Genomic DNA, 20,457 nt, shown 5'->3' on the forward strand with positions numbered 1-20,457 from the left:
TTTCGTCTAATAATTTGATAAAGACATAAGAGGTTCCTTTAGGTACAACAATAGGTAAATTATACCATACCTTGTTCATATCATAATTAATTAAGAAGCGCTAATAGTGCCCTTAAAGTTAAGATCACTGCGAAGCCCCATAAAAATGGCCTGACCCCCAACACAGTAAAGTTTTACCGTGGTGAGGGTCTGGCCCCAGAATTTCATTTTATTGGAATAATAATCTAACATTTTATTGCTTTTTTTCTGATACCCCATTGGCGTTATCAATAATTTCATTAAATAACTGTTTGATGGTAGGTAGATTTATATCAATAGTGCCTAAATCTGGTTCACGAACGACTAATGTTAATGTGTCGAACATATCGTTTGATTTAAATCTCCAATATGTCTTTGTTGTTGTAGCTTTTTCCGTTGGTGGAGAGTAGAGTAGCTGCTTATTTGGATCAATCATTTCCCCTATGTATTCTTTTGTTAAGGTTCCACTAGGAAAATCGATGTCCAGTCTAATTCCTCGTTTTTGAGGAAAAAGATAGCCAATTTTATTATTAGCCTCATTATATTGTGGTTTTAAACTTTCATGCCACGGTACTGGAGTAGGACTAGCAATTAAAATCCTATCGTCCTCAAACCTATTCACTAAAGGTTGACATCCATCTATCTCTTCAAAAAGCTTCGTCCACCTTTTTAATTCCTCGGTAACTAACTGTTTCATTTTATCCCTCTCCTCTTTCCACTTGTGTAGTCTCAAAATAAACCAATATAATTTGTATCCCTAATAAAAAGGACCATATCTCCAACGCGGAGGGAACAAATCAAAACGGTAATACATTACCGACCGGGGCAGAAGTTCTTATGTAACCTCTCTCCTATCCTAGCTTTTAAAGAACATTGTCTTCTAGAAATAAATGAAAATAAACAAATTGTAAATCAGTTTACTTTGATAAGGAATAAATAGATTCTCGAATCACTTTATTCAATTCCAATTCATCAAAGTCCCGTATATTAATCCAACCCCTAGGGTCCAATGTATATGGATGTCCAGGCTCCAGATACCTACCAGAAACATAGCCATTCCCTGTTTTTATATTAAACTCACAAATTACATTTTTTTGACGTTTTTTCGATTCAGGAAGGGAATAATTATAACGAATATCATCCTTACCAACCTTTTCTTTCAAATCATGGAAGCCTCTAAACACTCTTATTTTTTGACTTACAGTTAACACAGACTTTCACTCCTAACTCTTAATTTTTTTTAATATAAAACCTATTTAATTAAAAATAAGATAAAAGACCTATAGAAATATATTCTATTACCAATACCTAAATACCTTTAGTAAAAGGGAAAATTAGGTATTTAAAAGAATATAATACTAATTAATATTTTTAGGAGTGATTCCATGTTATAGAATGTCTATAACATGAGCCTGACCCGCAATACAGTAAAGTATTACCGTGGTGAGGGTCAGGCCCCCCAGTATGGGGGCATGTTTTGCCAGTGACTCCTTGAATTCCTTAAGAATATAGGGCCTGTCCCCCAGTGCGCGAAAGCATTAGCGTATCGGGGGACAGACCCCTAATTTCTAAAAGTTATTTTCAACCCTAAGCATTCTATGTATTATTTGAATAACGCACCTATAGTACTACAAGTTAAGGTATCCATAAAAATTTAACTTCATTTTTTCGAAAAAAAGGGTCTGACCATCAATGTAGAATAAAAAAATAAATGTAACACAATTAGCGCATAAAAAAACCTGAAACATTACCTTAATTATCTATGGACTTGTCTTTTATAACCAAGAATCAAAATACAGGGTAGTTAGGAGCAACAATTCCTCTTCTCTTAAAATCACACCATCCAAAAATAATGTATTTAAGTTAGATTTATTCGTTTGGGAATTTATTTTGAGACATAGTATTACCTATTACTTTTTCCGGCTTGTACTTCAATATGGTATGAATAACCTTTCCACATACTAAACTCACCAGTTACAATACGAATTCTCCACTCAGGGCTAATGCCCATGGAGACATTCTTTGCAATCTCAACTTCTTGGCTGAACATTTCTCCTGCAACAATGTTCCCAATATTTACTTGTTGAACAATTGTTGTCATGTAAGCTGCGTCATTAAATTCAACGATGAACGCCTTTTCATCTTCGTGCTTGTGTATCTTAGCACGACCTGAATATTGTTGCTTAACGTGCATCAGATCTTGGATAATAGCATCCTCTTTAGCTTTACGTTCAGCCTTTTCCTTATTTTCTGCTTCTTCTTTTGCTTTTTGTTCAGCCTCTAGTTTTGCCTGTTGTTCGTCCTCTATCTTCTCTTGTTGTTCTTGCTCTTCCTCTTCCTTTTCTTCTGGTGTTGGTTGTTCAAACCATATAATTATGGCTGAAACAATTATTGCTACAATGAAAATTATTGAGCTTCTACCCATTTTCTTAAATCCTTGATTGAACTCTTTCTTAAATACTTGCTTTATTCCATCATATCCAATAACTAACGACACGATGACCGCTCCTAGAAGTAATAGAAACATTAAAAAGTTGATTTCCTTACACCTCCAAGCTTATTCTAGGTTGAAATCAAATCAAAAATTTTATCCTTCATTTATGATCTTATTATGTAAAAACTCATATACACAATTTTCCGTTTCTTCCTCACTTTCACTCATACATTGGTCCAACACGTTCATTGCCTCATCAAAATTCTCGAAACCCTCACCCGTCCATTCGTCACTATAGACCCATTCGTTATCATACGACCCCCAAACAACATCATATTGATCTTTCTTAATCTGTGGTTCCTCGATTTTCTCCTCATGCTGCTTTGATTCAATATCATTTGAACTACAACCTATAAGCATGCCGATAGCTAAAATCACTAAAACTTTTTTCATACAATCAGCTCCAGTTTTGATTTTTAATTATTTTGCACATAAATTGAAGAGAAAATGCCAAATGCCACCTATTGCTTTGATATTAGATATTTAAGGCCAAAATCTCTACAGGTTAACGTAGAAGGAGTTAACGGCAAACTTTAAGAACAGACTGTAAGGAACGTATAGGGCAAAAAAATAAACCTTCAATTGAAGGTTTTCGGTACTTCTTTTCGATTATATGATTTTTCTCCGAGGATTAAGGGGCTGACCCTCAATACACAAATCCAGCGGCTTGAAATTTACTTTCCTTTGTTGACTTAGGCTTCCTCACGTTTGCTTTTAAATTAACTTCGTTCATTAAACGGTCAACCCTCTTATGATTCACTACAATTCCTTCATTTTTTAATTCATTTGTAATCCGATTAATGCCATAAGTACCTTTATGACGGTTGTATATTCTCTTGATATCCTTTAAAAGCTCATAATCTTTCTGTCCTATTTCTTTTTTGGGTCTTTTTAGATACGCATAATATCCACTTGTAGAGACACCAAGTACGTTACATAAAAGAACAACCGAATAATCCTTTCTTCCTCAGAAAGGCCTGGAACTTTTTTAAAATCTCATTCTCCAATTCTTTTTCTTTGGCTGTTTTCGTAATGATTGTTGCTTTATGTGTAGTTTTATTGGGAAAATATGGTGACAATAAAGTTGGAATAGTGTAAAATTACACTATCGATTCAATTGGGGTGATAATTTGAAAAAAATCCTTACAATCTTTTTGGGTTTAGTAGTTGTGATAATCGTAGTTGTTGGATATATTCAATATAAATTTATTTCTACCGAAAAGGCAGTTTTTGAATATTTAACGGTCAACAAAAAACATCCAGAGGAAAACATTACGACACATCCCTTTATAGCAAATTTACCAGGTGAAAAAAATTGGATGGTATCTGTTAAGATTAAAGAGGATTCTAAAACATACTATTACTTCCTAAACCATCAAAACAAAGTTGTTTTAGAATCTTATGTGGACGAGAATGGTGTAGGAGATGTACTAAACCAAATAATGAATTAAAGGTCCTTGATGGATAGATAATATACGGCTGTAATTAACAGACATACACTCAATGTCCCAAAAGACAAATTCGACTTTGGAAATCAGTAATAAATTGACCTTTTACTTATGTTCTTCTTAGCATCTCAATAGTTGTAATAACAGAATTTCGACAAGCAGAAATAAGCATTTGCTCCACTTGTTTTTCAAATGCTAAACTCTTACCTAATTCAAGCCAACGGAACCAGTAGAGATAGTTATCTAAGTATTTAGTCGCAACACCTTGGAACCGTTCCATCCAATCTTTTAGACGATGGTGAAAATTATTAACGTGTTGAATATGATATATCCCTTTCTTCACTCGTTCTTTTCGACGTTCATTCACTGTTTCGTGTTGTAGTTTCTTCACTTTTGCAAATTTCTTGTAGTTGGTAGCTGTATCGGTGCATAGTAAAGCAGACGGGTGAATGTATTCGCCAATAACAGCATCGATTTCCTCAGCCTTCACACGCCCTGTTCCAGCTTTACGAGCAAATACACTTCCGTTCCTGTCTTGTGTTACTACGACGGCAATTTTAAGTTTTGAAATCCCTCTTTTTTCATCCTTTTCCCCACGTTTCTTTGCCTTTCTATGGGTAATTTCCCGACCTTTCATTGACTCACGAAAGAATGTCTCGTCACTTTCTACGATGCCTTGTAATTGATTAAAACCGTTACTTCCTAACGCATTCAAGATTTTATGTCTCCAATAAAATGCAGTGGATAGGTGAATCTTTAATCGTTCAGGATTTTTGGAAGTGTATATCCTTCGACCATCATTTCGATGTATTTTACCCACTTCTCAGGATAACGAGAACCTGAAAACGGTGTATTAGTCATATCATTGAAAGACTTTCCACAATCGTTGCACAGATAGCGTTGTCTTGAACGATATTTGCCATTTCGTTTGACTGATGTGCTACCGCAATGAACACAACCTAATCCAGATGCAAAACGTGATTCACGGATGCTATTTAATAACTCGGTTATTTTATTAGGTTCGTCAGGAAATAAATCTTCCTTCATAGCATTAAATAGCTTTAATTTCTCTGATTCTGTTAGTTCACCGAACTCTTTAAAGATGTCTTTCCACATAGTTGAATGCCTCTTGAGACCGTATTATATCAACCTTCTGCTAATATGGTCAAGAAAACAACAATCTATACGAAAACAGCCTTTTCTTTTAATTGCTTTTCCAACTTTTCAATTTTAGATTGGTGTTTTCGAGCAGATGAATAACTTAGAGATTTAGGATTAATCAGCCCTTTTTCTCCCTTTTCTTTATAAGCATTAACCCATCTATTAACTGTATCACGGTGAAGGCCTAAATCTTTTGCGACAAGTGCCACTGGAGAATGCTCGTCCATTACCCGACGGACTGCTTTTATTTTAATTTCGATAGTACTATGATTCTTCGCCATCTTTACCACCCTTAAAAAAATGTAGATTTGTCGTATCTTTATTAACCCCATTATGTCCATTTTAAGGGGGAAGATTACAGTGACGCCCCGAAGATTGTCGAATTACAAATGTTTTTTTACCTAATTAAAAGTGCCGGACTCCCGACACGGTCAATCATTACCTCGCCGTGGGTCTGGCACTAATATTTTTTAATAAAATACTTTGTCAACGTTATATTTGGATCGGAGTTTATTAATGATATATGTTTCGTAAATGTCTCGTTCCATTGGGTCTTCTACTATGCAAATATCGATCTTATACACTTCGTCTCTGTGCGTTTTAATAGGTGAAACCGTATCTTCGAAATGTTTTTTAATTCTTTGACGTAGTTTACGCGCTTTCCCAACAAACAGAAGCTCATCATTTATATTAAAAAATAAGAAAATGCCGCCTTTGTCTCTTGGTATGAGATGGAAATCAATAAATCCGTGAATATCCTTGATGATTGGTTCATTTTCTTTCGGTATTTGTTTCCGTTCTGTAATCGTAATATCTGGATTTGGTATGGTAATTTTGATCATGTTCAATCACGTCCCTTTTTCGTATAGAGATAAATGGTATCATATGTAGGAAAGAAAAGCGATTTAACAGTTAATTCAAGTCCCATAACCCATCATCAGCCTTACTGCTATTCTAATCGATTAACGGATCTTTACCTTCAATAAATGGGGGAAATATAGTTGGGTGCAGAATACTTGCTATCTTGTTGAGTCCAATTAATAATCTTGGCGAAGGTCTGCAAAATAATGGTTCCTCTAAAATATACAATTGCTTATTTCGTATCGCCTGCGTGTTATCTGATTGTGGACGTTTTAAAATGACTTTTGGATTAACCTTGTCTTTTTGAACACCTACCCAGATGATGCACATCACATCAGGATTTCTTCGTCTCACGTCTTCCCAATCTGTTTGTACACTCGCTTGATCCATATCTTGAAAAATATTTCTTCCTCCTGCAAGCTCACTCATTTCAGATAACCAATTTGTCGCCCCAGGTGTAAAAATGGGTTTTGCCCACCATTCCCAATAGATTGATTTCTGATTTTCTACTAGCTTCGATAAACGTTGATAGCTTTCTAGGATTTGTTTATATTTCTCAAATAATTGAGTCGCTTTTTCATGCACATTTGTTGCTTTTCCAACAAAAAGTAAGCTTTCTCCTACCTCTAGTAAACTTTCTGGGTTTGGAACGATGACATACGGAAGGTTTCTCTTCTTTAGTTCTTCAATATTTCGTTCCATCCCAGGTACACTTAAAGATGCTAATACAAGGTCTGGCTGTAGCTCTTCTACCTTATCCATGTCTATATGTAAATCAGGACCCAATCTCGGTAATGCTTTCACCTGTTCAGGCCAATCTGAGTAATTATCTACTCCTATTAAGAATTTAGTTAATCCAAGATATTCAACTAATTCCGTATTACTTGGACATATAGAGATGAGTCTCATGAGCGATACCTCCTTCTTACAAGCAAAATATATTTATTTTAACCTCTTACTTAGCCCATTCCATACGTACACCACTTCATCTGACATCTTTACAGCATCCTGCGCAATCCATCCCATCACATCTCGTAGCAATCTATCATTTTTTTGAATGGGTACTATGCCTCTGCCAACCTCTAACATAATAAGCACGATCGGCATATTTCGCTTTTTCTCCTCCACATCAAATGCCTGAAAAAGATGTGAAAAATCACTTCGAATCTCGTTCATATTTTTTCCATTGGCAAGTTCATGTTCAATCCATTTTTCCCAGCCTTCAACGACTAATGGTGTATTATTCTCCCATTTCATTTTCCAATTCGCTATTGAATCACCCAGATATGCAGAAGTCCAACTACAGCTTTCAAATTTCTCTTTCACGATTTTCCTTTTTCCTGCGAAGGCACCGCCGATAACGAGCTGCATTTCCATACCCCCTCGTTCTTCTTAATTGTTAAACGTATACAATGTCCATTCGGGATCGTGACTTCCCAGAACGATAGAGATGATACATATTTTGAAACAACATACCGAATCACGCCTCCGTGAGTCATGATAAGAATGGTTTCATTGTGACGAGTTTGTTGAAATCGATCATTAAAGAAGGCATCAATTCGACCACTAAATGTATCAGCTGACTCCCCATTCGGAATTATGCCTTTCACCCAATTGTTAAGCCAGTTCTGATACGCTTTCTGGTCTTTCAACTCGTCATATGTCTTTCCTTCCCAGTCCCCAAAGTCCAATTCTCTTAATCTGGCATCTTCCGTTACCTGTGCAGGAATAGTTAATAATTTTAAAGACTCCTGACAACGTCGTAAATCACTTGTAAAAACATGGTCAAAATGGATGGGTGTCAATTCCTTTTTAAGCTTAATTAGGCCTGATTGTTCACCTCTTAGAATTTCTTTATCCGTATGACCTAAATACCGTTTCTCTTTATTCCAAGCTGTTATCCCATGACGAACGAGATATACATCCATGTAATCGCAAGTCCCCATAATTCGCCTCCCTCTATGGCTGTACCTAATAAATCGCCATTTGTTCCTTTAAATGTATGCTTAATCCAAGCACCAAACAAGACCATAAACACAATATATGCAAGAACTAAAAAGAAACATTCAGGAAAAAAGGTTAAGAGTATCGCTACAGGAATCATCGCATATAAAAAGTCAAACCGATTTACGTTTTTCTTCCACTCCCATGCTAATCCATGTTGTTTTGCTGTAGGTAAAGAAATCATTAATACAACGGCTCCTAAACGTGAAAATGCCATGATAAATAGAAACGAAGACAAAAGTATATCCGCTTCAATCAATGAATAGATAAAAAAAGTTTTCCAAGCGAGCAAAAAAAGAAGTGAAATCAGACCAAAGCTTCCTACATGTGGGTCCTTCATAATCTCCCATTTTTTCTCAAGTGGAGCATTTGACCCCACTGCATCAGCTACATCCATCCACCCATCTAAGTGTAATCCACCAGTCATATAGACCCATAATGAAATGATAAGCAATGTCAAGAATAGGATTGGCACATAAGGCTGCAATACCCACAACACACTCGTAATAAAAGCACCTAATCCTACACCAACAAGCGGGTAACTCCTGATTGCCCATCTACTTGTCTGTTTTGTCCATGGAGATTCGATAGGAAGAGGAATTCGTGTTAGAAATTGAACAGCAAGTATCAATCCAAACAACATTTGCTTCATCAGATTTCACCCTTCCAATACAACGGAATCCCTGCTTGAACCTGAACGGCAATGTCTGATTGCTGCACAAGATTGTAATGGAGACGTTGTAAGGAATACATATAGCTTTGAACAACATCATCACAGTGTGGGATTCCCTCATTCACATCATTTGAAACAATTAGAAGGTGAAATTGGTTTTCGCGTGCAATTGATAACCAGCGATTCACCCTTTCCTCCATCTCTTCCAACCTAAGACCAAGTTCGAACATGACATTACTTACCCAAATAGTCATACAATCTAGTAAAATCACATCACCTTTGTTAAAGTTTGACAGAATCGGTTCAAGATGAAAGGACTCTTCAAATGTATGCCAAGTCTCCCCGCGATCATGTTGATGAATTCGAATCCTTTCTACCATTTCATCATCACTTTTTTTAGCGGTTGCAATGTAATGTAGAGAAACACGATGATTTTCTTCCTTCATGTGATAAAAATACGAAAGAGCTGTTTGTTCTGCAAATTGACTTTTCCCCGATCTAGCACCACCTGAAATAAAAAAGATCATGACTCATTTCTCCATTTTTGAAGCGCACCAAGTAACTGTTGATTTTCTATGTGTGACCTGATGGCGATTCGTATAAATTTCCCATTAAGGCCTTTAAAGTTGTGAGTATGCCGCGTCAGGATTCCATTCTCCAATAAAAAGTAATAAAGATCATCTGTTCGATCAGGATATTTTTTATCCTGCAATAGATAAAAGTTTACTAGTGATGGTGAAAAGTAGTAGTCTAATGCTGTTAAGCTACTGAATACGGTTCGAGACTCCTCATGTAACCATATTCTTGTTTTGTCAACGAAATCTCGGTCTTCAAGCAATCTCGGAACGATTGCATCGACTAAGGAGTTAATACTCCAAGGAATTTGTTCGTTTTTCAATGCTTGTATGACAGTCGGGTGAGCCATTATATATCCGATTCGAAGCCCAGGAATTGTATACATTTTCGTTAAAGAACGTAAAACGATTAAATTTGGGTATGCTGATAACCATGAAGTAAGGTTCGGTATGGGAGTTGGTAAAAAGTCAACAAACGCTTCATCCACGACTACATATGTACCGCTTTTTTTCCCTACTTCTACTAAAAGTTGCAAATCTTCTTCAGGTATAACCGTTCCAGTTGGGTTATTAGGACGACAAAGAAACAGTACATCTTTTTCAGCAAACTTATCTTGAATCAATTGAATTGGTAATGTAAATCCACTTTTATCATCAACGATAAGATCTTCCACATCAATATGGTAATGTATACAGGCTCGTTCATATTCCAAAAAGGTAGGATGGGCAATGAGCGCTTTCCCTTTTTCGAAATACTTTGCCACTAAAAAAATGGCCTCTGCTCCCCCATTTGTCATTAGGACCATGTCTTGATCTATTCCTTCATGCTCCGCTACCGAGGCGCTTGCTTTCGAATAAGTGGGCTCTGGATAACGGGTGATTGTACCATACTGCTGTTGTAAGGCATCAAATAACCAGGAAGGAGGTCCCATTGGATTTAGGTTCGCGCTAAAATCGAGCAATGGTTTCTCGTCCTTCATTTTTAAAAGTTTTTTGATTGTTTCAGGTTGTCCCCCATGATTTGGCCATTTCATTATTTCACCTCATTTACACTAGTTAACTAGCAGGAGTAAGCTTACACCGATCAAAAAGAATACGATCCACCCTCCATGCATATATTGAATTGTTTTTTCGATATCAGAACTCTCCATCTTCCTTAACGGGTCTCCCATTTGTGCACGTACTGATTTTCTGCCTTGATAATAATTGATTCCGCCTAACTGAATTCCGAGTAATCCCGCCACCATTGCCTCTGGCCACCCGCTATTTGGGCTGGGGTGTTTTTTTGCATCTCTCCATGTTGTTTTCCATCCATTGCCCTTTTTAGACCCTTTTATAAAAGAAGCTGCGATCCACATCGAAAGGGCAGTTAGTCTGGCAGGAATCAAATTTACTAAATCATCTAGTCTAGCTGAAGCCCATCCAAATTGCATAAATTGCTCATTTTTATGTCCAACCATCGAATCTAACGTGTTGATTGCACGGTACACCATCGCAAGGGGTGCCCCTCCAATGATTGCCCAAAATAATGGGGCTGTTATGCCATCGACTGTATTCTCAGCAACCGTTTCAACAGTTCCTCTGACAATTTCATTCTCTGGCAACCCTTCGGTATCCCGACCGACAATCATACTTAGCTTGGCTCTCGCTTCCGTTACATTCCCATTCACTAAAGGAACTAGAACTTCCTTAGCGGCAGACGAAAGACCTTTGATCGCAATCGTAGTTGAAATCAAATAGATTTGTATAAAAACGCCAACGATTGGGTGCAATTGATAGGCAACAAAGACAAGCGATAAGGTAAGGAAAAAAACGAGTAAAACTACTGTTGCGCAAAAGCAAATCCCTTTCCAAACTCTCGCATTTCCTCGATTCCAGCTCTTTTCAAGACATGTGATCAATTTTCCCATTAATACAACAGGATGGGGAATCCATCTAGGGTCACCAATTAACAAATCTACTACAATAGCTGCAACTAAAATCATGCAAAATATATTTGTTGGTTCTTGTACCATTCCCATCATTTCAATTCCTTTTGATAGTCTGTTAGTAGCTTATTTATTCGATCTAGCTGGATATTTTCTCTTACAACCTTGGCTAATACATTAAATCCTTCTTCTCTCTTTTTAGAAAAGGAGGGTCGATTCTTAATGGGCTCTAACCCTTTCTTCACCCTAATTTCATTTAGAAAGACCTCACGAAATAAATCATTATGGAAAATACCATGAAAGTACGTCCCGATAATTTGTTTGTCCTTCGTGATCGTTCCTTCCCTTCTATCTGCAAGTTCAACAAAATGATCACATTCATTTTCAAAAGATGCTTGTCCCATATGAATCTCATAACCTGAAACTGGAATGCGTTTCTCACCAAAGCGTGCAATTCCTTCTGAATGAACGGTAGTCTTATGGGTTGTCATGGAAGTCTGCATTGGAATGAGACCTAGTCCTTCTACACTACTATGGGTTGATTCAACTCCGTGTTTATCTTCAATAAGTGTTCCTAACATTTGGTACCCACCACATATGCCGACAACCGTAGTTCCCTTTTGTACTAAATCTAATATCCGATTAGCTAGACCTGTACTGTGTAAGGCCATCATATCCTCAATTGTATTTTTACTCCCTGGCAGAATCAGTACATCTGGATTTCCGACGTCTTCCATCGCTTTGATAAAGCGGACATGACAATCCTTTTCCTCAAAAAAAGGATCCACATCCGTAAAATTCGAAATCATCGGATGACGTATGACCGCAATATCAATTTCTTTTGACTCATCTGGTTTCGAGGTATACGTATTTAACACCAATGAATCCTCTGCTTCAATTAGAAGGTTATCGATATATGGAACAACCCCTAATATAGGCACACCCGTATATTCCTCAAACCAAGTTAACCCAGGCTGTAATAGAGAAACATCCCCTCTAAATTTATTAATGATGACACCGATGACCCTTTTTCGATCCCGAGGATCAAGAAGCTGTAATGTTCCTACTAAACTGGCAAAGACTCCACCCTTGTCAATATCACCAACCAGAATCACAGGTGCATTCGCTATCCGTGCAACTCGCATATTAACAAGCTCCCGGTCATTTAAATTGATCTCTGCAGGACTTCCGGCCCCTTCTATCACAATCCGCTCATAGCTTTTGGACAATGTATCATAAGCTTCTCGAATCACTTGCAATCCTTGTTGAAAAAATTCCTCGCGATATTCTCCAGCTTTCATATTCTTAAATGGCTTACCGTGAATAACAATTTGTGATTCATAGTTTCCATTAGGCTTAATTAATATTGGATTCATATCTGTCGTTGCTAAAATTCGTGCCGCTTCAGCTTGAACACCTTGTGCACGCCCGATTTCTTTTCCATCGACCGTTATATACGAATTCAAAGCCATATTTTGCGATTTAAAAGGGGCTGTTTTAAAACCATCCTGAACAAATATCCGGCATAGAGCGGTAACAATTGCACTCTTTCCAGCATCTGAGTGAGTACCCTGAATCATTAGCGGTACAGCTCTATTCATTTGTGTGAACTCCTTTTTTGTGTGAGTCATGTTCCTTTAAAATTCAATCCCTTTTACGGCTGGTATGCCTTCATCATAATAATGCTTTTCCACTTCAACTACGGAAACAAGATCAGCGATTTCTCGTATTTCGCGCTTGGCATCTCTTCCTGTAATAACGAGATGAAGGTGTGGCGGTTTATTTTTTAATAATTCAACCACTTCGTTTAGCGGTAATACATCATCAATTGGAAATGTATCAATTGCTAATGCATTGTTTAATTCATCTAGTATGACCAAATCATATTCACCACTCATAACAGCTTCCTTCGCCTTTACCCATCCAGCCTTTAACGCTTCCCTATGTTCTTCTGGGGTTTTTGTCCAGGTAAACCCTCTTCCAAGCTGCTCCATCTCAACCCCAAGCTTACTTAAGGCAATTTGTTCCCCGTACGAACGTTCAGGTGATTTAATAAATTGAAAAATCTTTACTCGTAATCCTCTTCCAACTGCTCGTACTGTTAGACCTAAAGCTGCAGTTGTCTTCCCTTTACCGTGACCCGTATACACAAGTGTTAATCCCTTTTTCTTATTGTTAGCTTGTTCCATATGAACCTCCTAGTTTTGTGATGTACGATTACTTATTCGTAGAAATTCCTGCTGATTGAAAGGTTGCCATTTCTTTTAGCATTAAAGTAGCCGATTGGATAATCGGAAATGAAATGGCAGCTCCTGTTCCTTCTCCAAGTCTAAGTCCTAAATCAATAATGGGTTTCTTCCCTACTAATGAAAGTGCGATTTTGTGACCAGGTTCAATGGATTGATGTGTGACCATGATATAGTCGTTAACACTAGGGGAGATTAAGCTTGAAACTAACGCTGCGATGGTACAGATAAAACCATCTACAAGAATCGGTACCCTCTTACTAGCAGCTCCTAGCATTGCACCTGTCATTGCTGCAATCTCTAGTCCGCCCACTTTCGCGATAATATCAATCGGATCATTTGGATTAGGATTCCTACGTATAAGCGCCTGTTTAATAATTTCAGTTTTATGTAAAAATGTAGCGTCAGAAATCCCAGTTCCTCTGCCTACTAATTGGGATATATCTTTACCACTTAAAACGGCTAGGATTGCACTACTTGATGTTGTATTTCCAATTCCCATCTCCCCGAGTATGAGACACTGTGCCCCTTCTTCGATGATTTGTAAGGCTTGATTATATCCAGCATCAATTGCTTGTTCAGCTTCTTGTCGACTCATTGCATCTTCATGATAAAAATTACCTGTACCATAACGAATCTTTTGATTGATTAAACTCTCGTGTTCAATATCATTTGCTACTCCAATATCGATAATCTTAAGAATGGCATCTATTTGTCTACTAAAGACATTTATGCCTGCACCACCATTTAAAAAGTTCCGAACCATCTGTTCGGTTACTGCTTGCGGATAGGCAGAAACACCTTCTGAAGTGATACCATGATCCGCCGCAAAAACAAGTACTCCTGGTGGCGTAACACTTGGAAATTGTTCATTCTTCATTTCTGCTAGGTTAATAGCCAATTCCTCTAGCCGTCCAAGGCTTCCTATTGGCTTTGTCAACGTATTGATATACTCACTAACCTGTCTTCCCATCTCCTTGTTTAGCTTTGGGATGGCTTCGTATATTTGTTTCATCCTTATCTCTCCTTACTAGCTCGATACTCTATACATTTCCTAATCCAGTTCAGGGCAATTCTTGGGTTAGAACCAAAATGAAGATGGGTGTAGCCAGCTACTAAATTGTACTTTAGATAGCCTTCCTTCTTAACACCACGCAGCCCCATAGTTTCATAGGCATGGGAAAGTTCATTCTCATTTTCCAAAAAAGAAGAATAATGAAATTCATGCCCTCTACCCATTTGATCCGTAAGAATGAAATTGTCATTGAGACCACTAATTTCTCTATATCCTAATGCTTGTAAATGTGAATGCATGCGTACTTTACCTGGGAGAATCCCTATCATTTGATACGTCTTCTGTTCCGTCGTTTCAATGGACTCGGTCAAATACATGAACCCGCCACATTCAGCAAGAGTTGGCAGTCCTGCTTTTATGGCCTTCTGAATCGATTCCTTTGTTTTGACATTAGATTCCAGATCTAAAGCGAATTCTTCAGGAAAGCCTCCACCTATATATAGACCATCCACATCAATTGGTAATTCTTCATTAGCCAATGGAGAAAAATAGACCAATTCAGCTCCATTTACTTCCAAGATTTCTAGATTCTCAGGATAATAGAAGTTAAAGGCTGCATCCTTTGCAACAGCTATTCTCGTCATCTTATTTTGCTTCTTTTCAAACAAAGATGAATTATTTTTTTCAATTATCGGTTCAGCTTCAGCTACTTCCAGCAATTTATCAATATCAATCGTCTCTAAAACCAAGTTACCCATTTTATCAAATAATGGAGTAAGTTCACCGCGTTCAATTGAAGGAATGAGACCAAGATGTCTTTCTGGAATTTCAATATCAACATCTAGTTTCAAATACCCGATAACAGGAATACGACATTCCTGTTCAATTGCTTTTTTGACAAGCTGAAAATGTCCCTCGCTCCCCACTTTGTTTGCAATAACTCCAACAATATTTGGTCCTTCTGCAAACAATTGAAAACCCTTCACAATTGCTGCTGCACTTCGAGCCATACTTTCACAATTCACTACAAGCAATACAGGACTTTTCGTTATGATACTAATCTCTGCTGTACTACCTTCATTTGTTTCCGGACTTTTCCCATCAAAGAACCCCATAACTCCTTCTATAATTGAGATATCAGCATCACGATTTCCATGTCTGAAAGTATCCAAAACTCTTTCATGACTGAGCATCCAACTATCTAAATTTCGTGACACTCGTTCTGTTACAGCTGTATGATAGGATGGGTCAATATAGTCAGGACCACATTTAAAGCCTTGTACGCTTAGACCACGTTTGATTAATGCTGACATAATCCCGATTGTTAATGTTGTTTTTCCAACTCCACTGCCAGTACCTGCAATTACAATACGTCGATCGCTCATTTACTCCCCACCTTTTTTAGTTTGCGACTCTTTGTATATACTTTTGGATTGCTTCTTTTGTGGCATCATACACAATTCGACCAATGCCTTTTCCAACAATGGTTCCTGAACCTGCGTATGGTGTTTTCTCCCCTTTTTGACTAAGACTGAGAAGTAGTGAGTCCGTTGATGTACCAGTTGCAATCGTGTTGGAGTGTGGATCTTTTATATTCATGTCTAGTAACGCTTTTGTTTTCGCTTCTGTAGCTGACATAAAGGCATTTACAAGTGCACCATCTGTAAAATGTGAATCAATGAAAAGCATGATGTTGATTGTACCTATTGTTTGTTTCGCTTTAGAATGTGACCGACTAGTAATATCAACAGCATTTCCTGTACCTGCAGTTACAACGGCCAGCATCTGAATACCTTCAAATTCTTCATGCCGAATGACAACATCTTCTAATAGAACAGCTGTCATCATTCCAACAGCTTGCTCATAAGGAATAGAGTACTTTGTCATCCAATTTCGCAAATCACGGTCAGGCTCTGAGCAATTATAATTTTTTTCAACATGAAAATTACAAAAATGTTTCAACCATTGAATACCATCACCGATGACCCCATTTGATATTGTTCGTAAAGGTTGTTCGAATTGAATGTGGATATACTCCTTCGTTTGACGAATCTGATAAGAATTTTCAAAACGTGAACGAGGTTGTGCTTGATGATAGCCTGGTGTCATAAGTAGTTGTGGTTTAGGGATTGTCGGATGAGACCCAAGCTGAATATCCACTTCATACACCTTCTTTAGTTGGTCCGTCTTTCTGAAATTGTCAACATCTCCAACTTCTAAAAAGCGTCCCTTATAAAGCATGGCTATCCGATCTGCATATTGAGATGCAACATTTAAATCATGCAAAATGGAGAAAATGGTTAACCCCAACCTTTGCTGCCGTTCTTTTAATAAATCCAACATTTGGAATGTGTGTTTCACATCTAAATGATTCGTTGGCTCATCTAAAAGCAAAATCTCAGGTTCTTGTGCCAACGCCTTCGCTAATAACACCCTTTGCTTCTCACCACCACTAATCATTCGGAATGGCGTTTTTCGAAATTGACTTGTATTCGTTAATTCCATTACCTCTTCAATGACGTTCCAATCTACTCGGGATAGCTGTTTGAATAAACCTTTTTGGTGTGGATAACGCCCTAGACTCACAATTTCTTCCACTGTGTAATCGAATGAAACCTTCGCCTCCTGAGTTAGAACAGCCATTTTCTTTGCCTTCTCAAGCTTTGAAAGAGTTGAAATTTCTTTACCAGAAAGGAAAACTTCACCATTTATAATCGGCAATTGCCCAGTTATCAGTTTAAACAGGGTTGTTTTTCCACTTCCATTTGGACCAAGAAGCGCAAAAAATTCACCTTGATGAATCTTAAGGTTTATTCCATTAATTATAGGGGAATTCGTATATCCGCCAACTAAATTGTTAACTGTAATCATCTACGTTCCCCTCCAACTCTTTCTCTGATTAATAATAGTGCAAAAACCGGTGCACCTATTAGAGCTGTAACAACACCAATTGGCAACTCTTGTGGAGCAATAATACTTCTTGATACTAAATCAGCTAAAATAAGGAATGCTCCGCCTATCATTAGTGAAAGTGGTAGTACATGGCGATGATTTGGTCCCGTTACAATACGTACTACATGTGGAATGACAAGCCCTACAAATCCAATTGATCCAGACACTGCTACAGCTGAACCGGTTAATAAAGAGGCTCCAATTAAGATATAAAACTTTCCCTTCTTCACATCAACCCCAATATGATCTGCAGCATCCTCCCCAAGTGCTAACGCATTCAACTCCCGGTAATGGTAGAACAATATTAAGGAACCGCACAACATAAACGGAAGTATCAACTGAACATGACTCCAGCCTCTCAGTCCTACACTGCCATATAACCAATAGATAATTTGAGTCATTGAATCTTGGTCGCTTAATGAAATTATGAGGGAAACAACTGCTCCAATAAAGGAACTTACAATGATCCCCGCTAATATTATTGTTTCAATCGCTAAGCTTCGACTACTCAATCGAACAAGTACGAATACAATAAGTAGTGAAATAAAACCACCTACTATCGCAACAATGGGAAGAGTAAAGTTTCCTAACCCAAAGATCGTAAACTGAAAAAATAAAACAAAAACTGCACCAAGAGATGCACCAGATGAAACCCCGATTGTATATGGGTCCGCTAATGGATTACGTAATAATCCTTGGAATGCAGCACCCGCTAACCCAAGGGATGCACCAACAAAAAAGGCCAGCAATACCCTCGGTATTCGGATGTTCCAAATTATCATCTCTTGATTTCTAGCAATCTCATTAAGCCAGCCCCAACCAAAGGTTTTGTCTAGTACAATATGTAATATGGTTGGAATAGGCATTTGGACACTACTAACGAATATGCCAAGGAGGGCTGTACTAAGTACAAACCCTCCGCTTAGAATATATAACCAAATAACGTTATTTATTAAAAACTTCCGGATAAATAAGCTTCGCAAGAGTCTCGACTCCTTCAATTAACCGAGGACCTGGTCTAGTAACCGTATCGTTATCAACATCAAAGACCTGTTTATTTTTAACTGCAGGAACTTCAGACCAGCCTTCTCGCTCATATACTTCTTCAGTTGGATTATCTATGTAGTAGCCATACGTTGTAATGATGACATCAGGATTTAATTGTACAATTTCCTCCTCTGTTAATTGTACCCATCCTTCATGCTCCTCTGCTGCATTCGTTGCTTGAATGGCCTCGAGCATTTCATGCATAAATGTATTTGTTCCTGTTGTAAAAATATCAGGTGCAGGTGAAACCTCAACCCAGACTTTCTTTTTATCTGTTATTGTTGAAGCTTTTTCCTTGATTTCGTCAAAACGTTGCTTCATATTTGTTACAATTTCGGTTGCCTCAGTCACAGTTCCAGTAGCTTTCCCAATCATTTCAATATGTTGATACGCATCCTCAAAGGATGAAGCACTTCCAACGACAATCACATCAATTCCTGCATCTTCAAACTGTTTTAAAATATCAGGATGTGTATTGTAATGATAATCTGTAACTAGTGCTAGATCAGGAAGAAGTGAAAGAACCAATTCTGCATTGATATCCTGTGCACCTACTTTTTGAATTTCAAGTGCTTCTGATGGGTAATTATCGTAATCAGAAACTCCAATAATTTTTTCTCCTAAACCAAGGGCAAATGCAATTTCTGTATTACTTGCCTGAATGGAGACAATTGATTCAGGTTCTTCATCAATCGTAACCTCTCGATCAGCACTGTCTATAATTGTGATAGGGAACTCTTGATTGGCATTCTCCCCTTCAGCTTGTTCAACGGTTTTTGGATCCTTCTCATCTTGAGCCTCTTCGTCTTGTGTACCACAGCCTGCAACGATACCCATGGTAAAAAGAAATATAAGACTTAACAGACCCCATTTTTTCAACAATTCCTTCATTCTTTTTTCCCCCTTCTAATTTTGAACACAAAAAAACGCCATTCCACAGGAAGAGCGTTTCGTAAAGGCATAATAAAAGTTATTTGCTATAGAACTCCAATTAAGCAATCCTACTATAACAAATATAGTATCATATGATAATTTATCTGCACTTTAAACGTTCCTTTCCTCGAGGAAGCTTAAAAAACAAAATAGGCAGGTCTCCTGACTTGCGAATCAACGGTCGGTTACTCCTTCCCATGTAAAAAACACAGTGGATCTTATAACCTTCCTCCTCGCTTACAGTGGCGGGACCGTGTTGGACTTACACCAACTTCCCTCTTAGTCTTACATTCTCTTATTAGAAGAATGGTAAGAAACCTATTTGCGAAATATTCATTTTTTTGTATTCTGCAAAATTATAATACACCCCTAATGTTTTGTAAATAGGAGCAAAGCCAAGGAACCAAAAGTTCATTTGGTTCCATCACTAATTTAACACTTAATTTACGTCGCTGTTTCCTTCTTCCGTTCTCTCTACTAGTGTAAATAAAAATCGATAAATTAGCCGATATGCTTCTTCTAATGACATGTCCTCTTTGAACCCAATCACATAATTCAAAGCGAAATTCAAGTCCCATAAGCCATCACCTTGATTAAACATCAATTCAAATTTTGCCTCGTCTCCATGTAATTCTTTTCTTAAGTTTTCTTTAAGTGAGGTCTCAAACTTCTTCTGCAGCTTTAATCCTACCATTACGTCGTATGTTCCAAATACATCATTCACTTCAAAGGCAATTGCATCCACGCCAATTAGGTCTAGCCACTTTGATTCAAAGTATAGAAATTCATTCTTGTGTTTTTGAAGGTAGTCAATCGTTTGTTCCAAAAATGCGAATGATTCTTTAGAGAGTGTTTCCTCGGTTTCTTTATCACATCTTTCAATGTAAGCTTCAGTGAAACGTGTAGTTGGATCTTTTTCTACTAATTTAACGTCATTCGAAATCAATTCATATTTTTCTATGTACTCTTTTTCCTCTTGAAATACTGCAACTTGTTTCTCTTCACTCATTAACTCTGATGAAATGTATTTTTCCATTTGTTTTTGTAACATAGGTGTATCCTCCTGAATTTGGTGCCTTACCGGTCTTAGGGGTAAGGCATC

The 20,457-nt window shown here is 37.6% G+C and carries 23 protein-coding genes, 1 pseudogene and 1 riboswitch; of the genes and pseudogenes, 1 reads left to right on the forward strand and 23 read right to left on the reverse strand.

Annotated features, from left to right (window positions below):
• Positions 1-232: 232 nt before the first annotated feature.
• The 5 genes from CKJ95_RS09465 to CKJ95_RS24070 all read right to left on the reverse strand — a co-directional run bounded on the left by CKJ95_RS09465 (position 233) and on the right by CKJ95_RS24070 (position 3,386).
• Complete coding sequence (locus CKJ95_RS09465; protein ID WP_099353163.1) at positions 233-715, reverse strand: hypothetical protein; 483 nt, start codon at positions 713-715, stop codon at positions 233-235.
• A 220-nt stretch (positions 716-935) separates the two neighbouring features.
• Entirely contained in the window at positions 936-1,229 is a 294-nt protein-coding gene (locus tag CKJ95_RS09470; RefSeq protein ID WP_099353164.1) for a hypothetical protein, read from the reverse strand.
• Positions 1,230-1,921: 692 nt separating this feature from the next.
• Positions 1,922-2,515: a hypothetical protein gene (locus CKJ95_RS09475; protein WP_142353936.1), complete on the reverse strand. Its 594-nt coding sequence runs from the start codon at positions 2,513-2,515 to the stop codon at positions 1,922-1,924.
• A 90-nt stretch (positions 2,516-2,605) separates the two neighbouring features.
• Positions 2,606-2,905: a hypothetical protein gene (locus tag CKJ95_RS09480; protein WP_099353166.1), complete on the reverse strand. Its 300-nt coding sequence runs from the start codon at positions 2,903-2,905 to the stop codon at positions 2,606-2,608.
• A gap of 253 nt (positions 2,906-3,158) precedes the next feature.
• Positions 3,159-3,386, reverse strand: a complete 228-nt coding sequence (locus tag CKJ95_RS24070) for an IS3 family transposase (protein ID WP_099353167.1) — start codon at positions 3,384-3,386, stop codon at positions 3,159-3,161.
• A 256-nt stretch (positions 3,387-3,642) separates the two neighbouring features.
• On the opposite strand from CKJ95_RS24070, the gene CKJ95_RS09490 reads away from it, so the two are divergent.
• The gene (locus CKJ95_RS09490) at positions 3,643-3,963 is read left to right on the forward strand and encodes a hypothetical protein (RefSeq protein ID WP_099353168.1); all 321 of its coding nucleotides are present in this window, start codon (positions 3,643-3,645) and stop codon (positions 3,961-3,963) included.
• A gap of 106 nt (positions 3,964-4,069) precedes the next feature.
• Here CKJ95_RS09490 and CKJ95_RS09495 read toward each other — a convergent pair.
• The 18 genes and pseudogenes from CKJ95_RS09495 to CKJ95_RS09580 form a co-directional block, all read right to left on the reverse strand.
• Positions 4,070-5,076 (reverse strand): annotated as a pseudogene (locus tag CKJ95_RS09495) (IS1595 family transposase).
• Between the two features lie 65 nt (positions 5,077-5,141).
• The gene (locus tag CKJ95_RS09500; RefSeq protein ID WP_180271460.1) at positions 5,142-5,402 is read right to left on the reverse strand and encodes a helix-turn-helix domain-containing protein; all 261 of its coding nucleotides are present in this window, start codon (positions 5,400-5,402) and stop codon (positions 5,142-5,144) included.
• Positions 5,403-5,591: 189 nt separating this feature from the next.
• On the reverse strand, positions 5,592-5,963 hold the full coding sequence (locus tag CKJ95_RS09505; RefSeq protein ID WP_099353170.1) for a nucleotide excision repair endonuclease: 372 nt from the start codon (positions 5,961-5,963) through the stop codon (positions 5,592-5,594).
• A gap of 112 nt (positions 5,964-6,075) precedes the next feature.
• Positions 6,076-6,891, reverse strand: a complete 816-nt coding sequence (locus tag CKJ95_RS09510) for a cobalamin-binding protein (protein ID WP_099353171.1) — start codon at positions 6,889-6,891, stop codon at positions 6,076-6,078.
• Positions 6,892-6,924: 33 nt separating this feature from the next.
• Positions 6,925-7,353 (reverse strand): bifunctional adenosylcobinamide kinase/adenosylcobinamide-phosphate guanylyltransferase, encoded by a 429-nt coding sequence (locus CKJ95_RS09515; RefSeq protein ID WP_180271461.1) that lies wholly within the window; start codon positions 7,351-7,353, stop codon positions 6,925-6,927.
• On the reverse strand, positions 7,305-7,928 hold the full coding sequence (locus CKJ95_RS09520; RefSeq protein ID WP_099353173.1) for a histidine phosphatase family protein: 624 nt from the start codon (positions 7,926-7,928) through the stop codon (positions 7,305-7,307). Before CKJ95_RS09520 ends, CKJ95_RS09515 begins: the two co-directional genes overlap by 49 nt.
• A complete protein-coding gene (cobS, locus tag CKJ95_RS09525; protein ID WP_099353174.1) occupies positions 7,880-8,638 on the reverse strand; it encodes an adenosylcobinamide-GDP ribazoletransferase in 759 nt (252 codons plus the stop codon). Before cobS ends, CKJ95_RS09520 begins: the two co-directional genes overlap by 49 nt.
• The gene (locus CKJ95_RS09530; RefSeq protein WP_099353175.1) at positions 8,638-9,186 is read right to left on the reverse strand and encodes a bifunctional adenosylcobinamide kinase/adenosylcobinamide-phosphate guanylyltransferase; all 549 of its coding nucleotides are present in this window, start codon (positions 9,184-9,186) and stop codon (positions 8,638-8,640) included. The genes cobS and CKJ95_RS09530 overlap by 1 nt, the downstream gene beginning before the upstream one ends.
• Positions 9,183-10,268 (reverse strand): threonine-phosphate decarboxylase CobD, encoded by a 1,086-nt coding sequence (gene cobD / locus CKJ95_RS09535; protein WP_099353176.1) that lies wholly within the window; start codon positions 10,266-10,268, stop codon positions 9,183-9,185. Before cobD ends, CKJ95_RS09530 begins: the two co-directional genes overlap by 4 nt.
• 18 nt (positions 10,269-10,286) lie before the next feature.
• Positions 10,287-11,255: an adenosylcobinamide-phosphate synthase CbiB gene (cbiB, locus tag CKJ95_RS09540; RefSeq protein ID WP_257215746.1), complete on the reverse strand. Its 969-nt coding sequence runs from the start codon at positions 11,253-11,255 to the stop codon at positions 10,287-10,289.
• Positions 11,255-12,763 (reverse strand): cobyric acid synthase, encoded by a 1,509-nt coding sequence (locus tag CKJ95_RS09545; RefSeq protein ID WP_099353177.1) that lies wholly within the window; start codon positions 12,761-12,763, stop codon positions 11,255-11,257. The genes cbiB and CKJ95_RS09545 overlap by 1 nt, the downstream gene beginning before the upstream one ends.
• A 36-nt stretch (positions 12,764-12,799) precedes the next feature.
• Positions 12,800-13,351 (reverse strand): cob(I)yrinic acid a,c-diamide adenosyltransferase, encoded by a 552-nt coding sequence (cobO, locus tag CKJ95_RS09550; protein WP_099353178.1) that lies wholly within the window; start codon positions 13,349-13,351, stop codon positions 12,800-12,802.
• Positions 13,352-13,379: 28 nt separating this feature from the next.
• The gene (gene cobT / locus CKJ95_RS09555) at positions 13,380-14,423 is read right to left on the reverse strand and encodes a nicotinate-nucleotide--dimethylbenzimidazole phosphoribosyltransferase (RefSeq protein WP_180271462.1); all 1,044 of its coding nucleotides are present in this window, start codon (positions 14,421-14,423) and stop codon (positions 13,380-13,382) included.
• Positions 14,424-14,425: 2 nt separating this feature from the next.
• Positions 14,426-15,808: a cobyrinate a,c-diamide synthase gene (locus tag CKJ95_RS09560; RefSeq protein ID WP_099353179.1), complete on the reverse strand. Its 1,383-nt coding sequence runs from the start codon at positions 15,806-15,808 to the stop codon at positions 14,426-14,428.
• 16 nt (positions 15,809-15,824) lie between these two features.
• Positions 15,825-17,294: an adenosylcobinamide amidohydrolase gene (locus tag CKJ95_RS09565; protein WP_099353180.1), complete on the reverse strand. Its 1,470-nt coding sequence runs from the start codon at positions 17,292-17,294 to the stop codon at positions 15,825-15,827.
• Entirely contained in the window at positions 17,291-18,358 is a 1,068-nt protein-coding gene (locus tag CKJ95_RS09570; RefSeq protein WP_099353181.1) for a FecCD family ABC transporter permease, read from the reverse strand. Before CKJ95_RS09570 ends, CKJ95_RS09565 begins: the two co-directional genes overlap by 4 nt.
• The gene (locus CKJ95_RS09575) at positions 18,321-19,313 is read right to left on the reverse strand and encodes an ABC transporter substrate-binding protein (RefSeq protein WP_099353182.1); all 993 of its coding nucleotides are present in this window, start codon (positions 19,311-19,313) and stop codon (positions 18,321-18,323) included. The genes CKJ95_RS09570 and CKJ95_RS09575 overlap by 38 nt, the downstream gene beginning before the upstream one ends.
• A gap of 177 nt (positions 19,314-19,490) precedes the next feature.
• Positions 19,491-19,692, reverse strand: a riboswitch (cobalamin riboswitch).
• A 102-nt stretch (positions 19,693-19,794) separates the two neighbouring features.
• A complete protein-coding gene (locus CKJ95_RS09580) occupies positions 19,795-20,406 on the reverse strand; it encodes a branched-chain amino acid aminotransferase (RefSeq protein ID WP_099353183.1) in 612 nt (203 codons plus the stop codon).
• Positions 20,407-20,457 lie beyond the last annotated feature (51 nt).

The organism is Fredinandcohnia onubensis (assembly GCF_002734285.1).
Classification (GTDB): Bacteria; Bacillota; Bacilli; order Bacillales; family Bacillaceae_L; genus Ferdinandcohnia; species Ferdinandcohnia onubensis_A.

Bases quoted from the DNA above. Each gene is read 5' to 3' on its own strand.
- CKJ95_RS09465 (WP_099353163.1), bottom strand. From the start codon at position 715: ATGAAACAGTTAGTTACCGAGGAATTAAAAAGGTGGACGAAGCTTTTT.
- CKJ95_RS09480 (WP_099353166.1), bottom strand. From the start codon at position 2,905: ATGAAAAAAGTTTTAGTGATTTTAGCTATCGGCATGCTTATAGGTTGT.
- CKJ95_RS09500 (WP_180271460.1), bottom strand. From the start codon at position 5,402: ATGGCGAAGAATCATAGTACTATCGAAATTAAAATAAAAGCAGTCCGT.
- CKJ95_RS09505 (WP_099353170.1), bottom strand. From the start codon at position 5,963: ATGATCAAAATTACCATACCAAATCCAGATATTACGATTACAGAACGG.
- CKJ95_RS09510 (WP_099353171.1), bottom strand. From the start codon at position 6,891: ATGAGACTCATCTCTATATGTCCAAGTAATACGGAATTAGTTGAATAT.
- CKJ95_RS09515 (WP_180271461.1), bottom strand. From the start codon at position 7,353: ATGCAGCTCGTTATCGGCGGTGCCTTCGCAGGAAAAAGGAAAATCGTG.
- CKJ95_RS09520 (WP_099353173.1), bottom strand. From the start codon at position 7,928: ATGGGGACTTGCGATTACATGGATGTATATCTCGTTCGTCATGGGATA.
- cobS (WP_099353174.1), bottom strand. From the start codon at position 8,638: ATGAAGCAAATGTTGTTTGGATTGATACTTGCTGTTCAATTTCTAACA.
- CKJ95_RS09530 (WP_099353175.1), bottom strand. From the start codon at position 9,186: ATGATCTTTTTTATTTCAGGTGGTGCTAGATCGGGGAAAAGTCAATTT.
- cobD (WP_099353176.1), bottom strand. From the start codon at position 10,268: ATGAAATGGCCAAATCATGGGGGACAACCTGAAACAATCAAAAAACTT.
- cbiB (WP_257215746.1), bottom strand. From the start codon at position 11,255: ATGGGAATGGTACAAGAACCAACAAATATATTTTGCATGATTTTAGTT.
- CKJ95_RS09545 (WP_099353177.1), bottom strand. From the start codon at position 12,763: ATGAATAGAGCTGTACCGCTAATGATTCAGGGTACTCACTCAGATGCT.
- cobO (WP_099353178.1), bottom strand. From the start codon at position 13,351: ATGGAACAAGCTAACAATAAGAAAAAGGGATTAACACTTGTGTATACG.
- cobT (WP_180271462.1), bottom strand. From the start codon at position 14,423: ATGAAACAAATATACGAAGCCATCCCAAAGCTAAACAAGGAGATGGGA.
- CKJ95_RS09560 (WP_099353179.1), bottom strand. From the start codon at position 15,808: ATGAGCGATCGACGTATTGTAATTGCAGGTACTGGCAGTGGAGTTGGA.
- CKJ95_RS09565 (WP_099353180.1), bottom strand. From the start codon at position 17,294: ATGATTACAGTTAACAATTTAGTTGGCGGATATACGAATTCCCCTATA.
- CKJ95_RS09575 (WP_099353182.1), bottom strand. From the start codon at position 19,313: ATGAAGGAATTGTTGAAAAAATGGGGTCTGTTAAGTCTTATATTTCTT.
- CKJ95_RS09580 (WP_099353183.1), bottom strand. From the start codon at position 20,406: ATGTTACAAAAACAAATGGAAAAATACATTTCATCAGAGTTAATGAGT.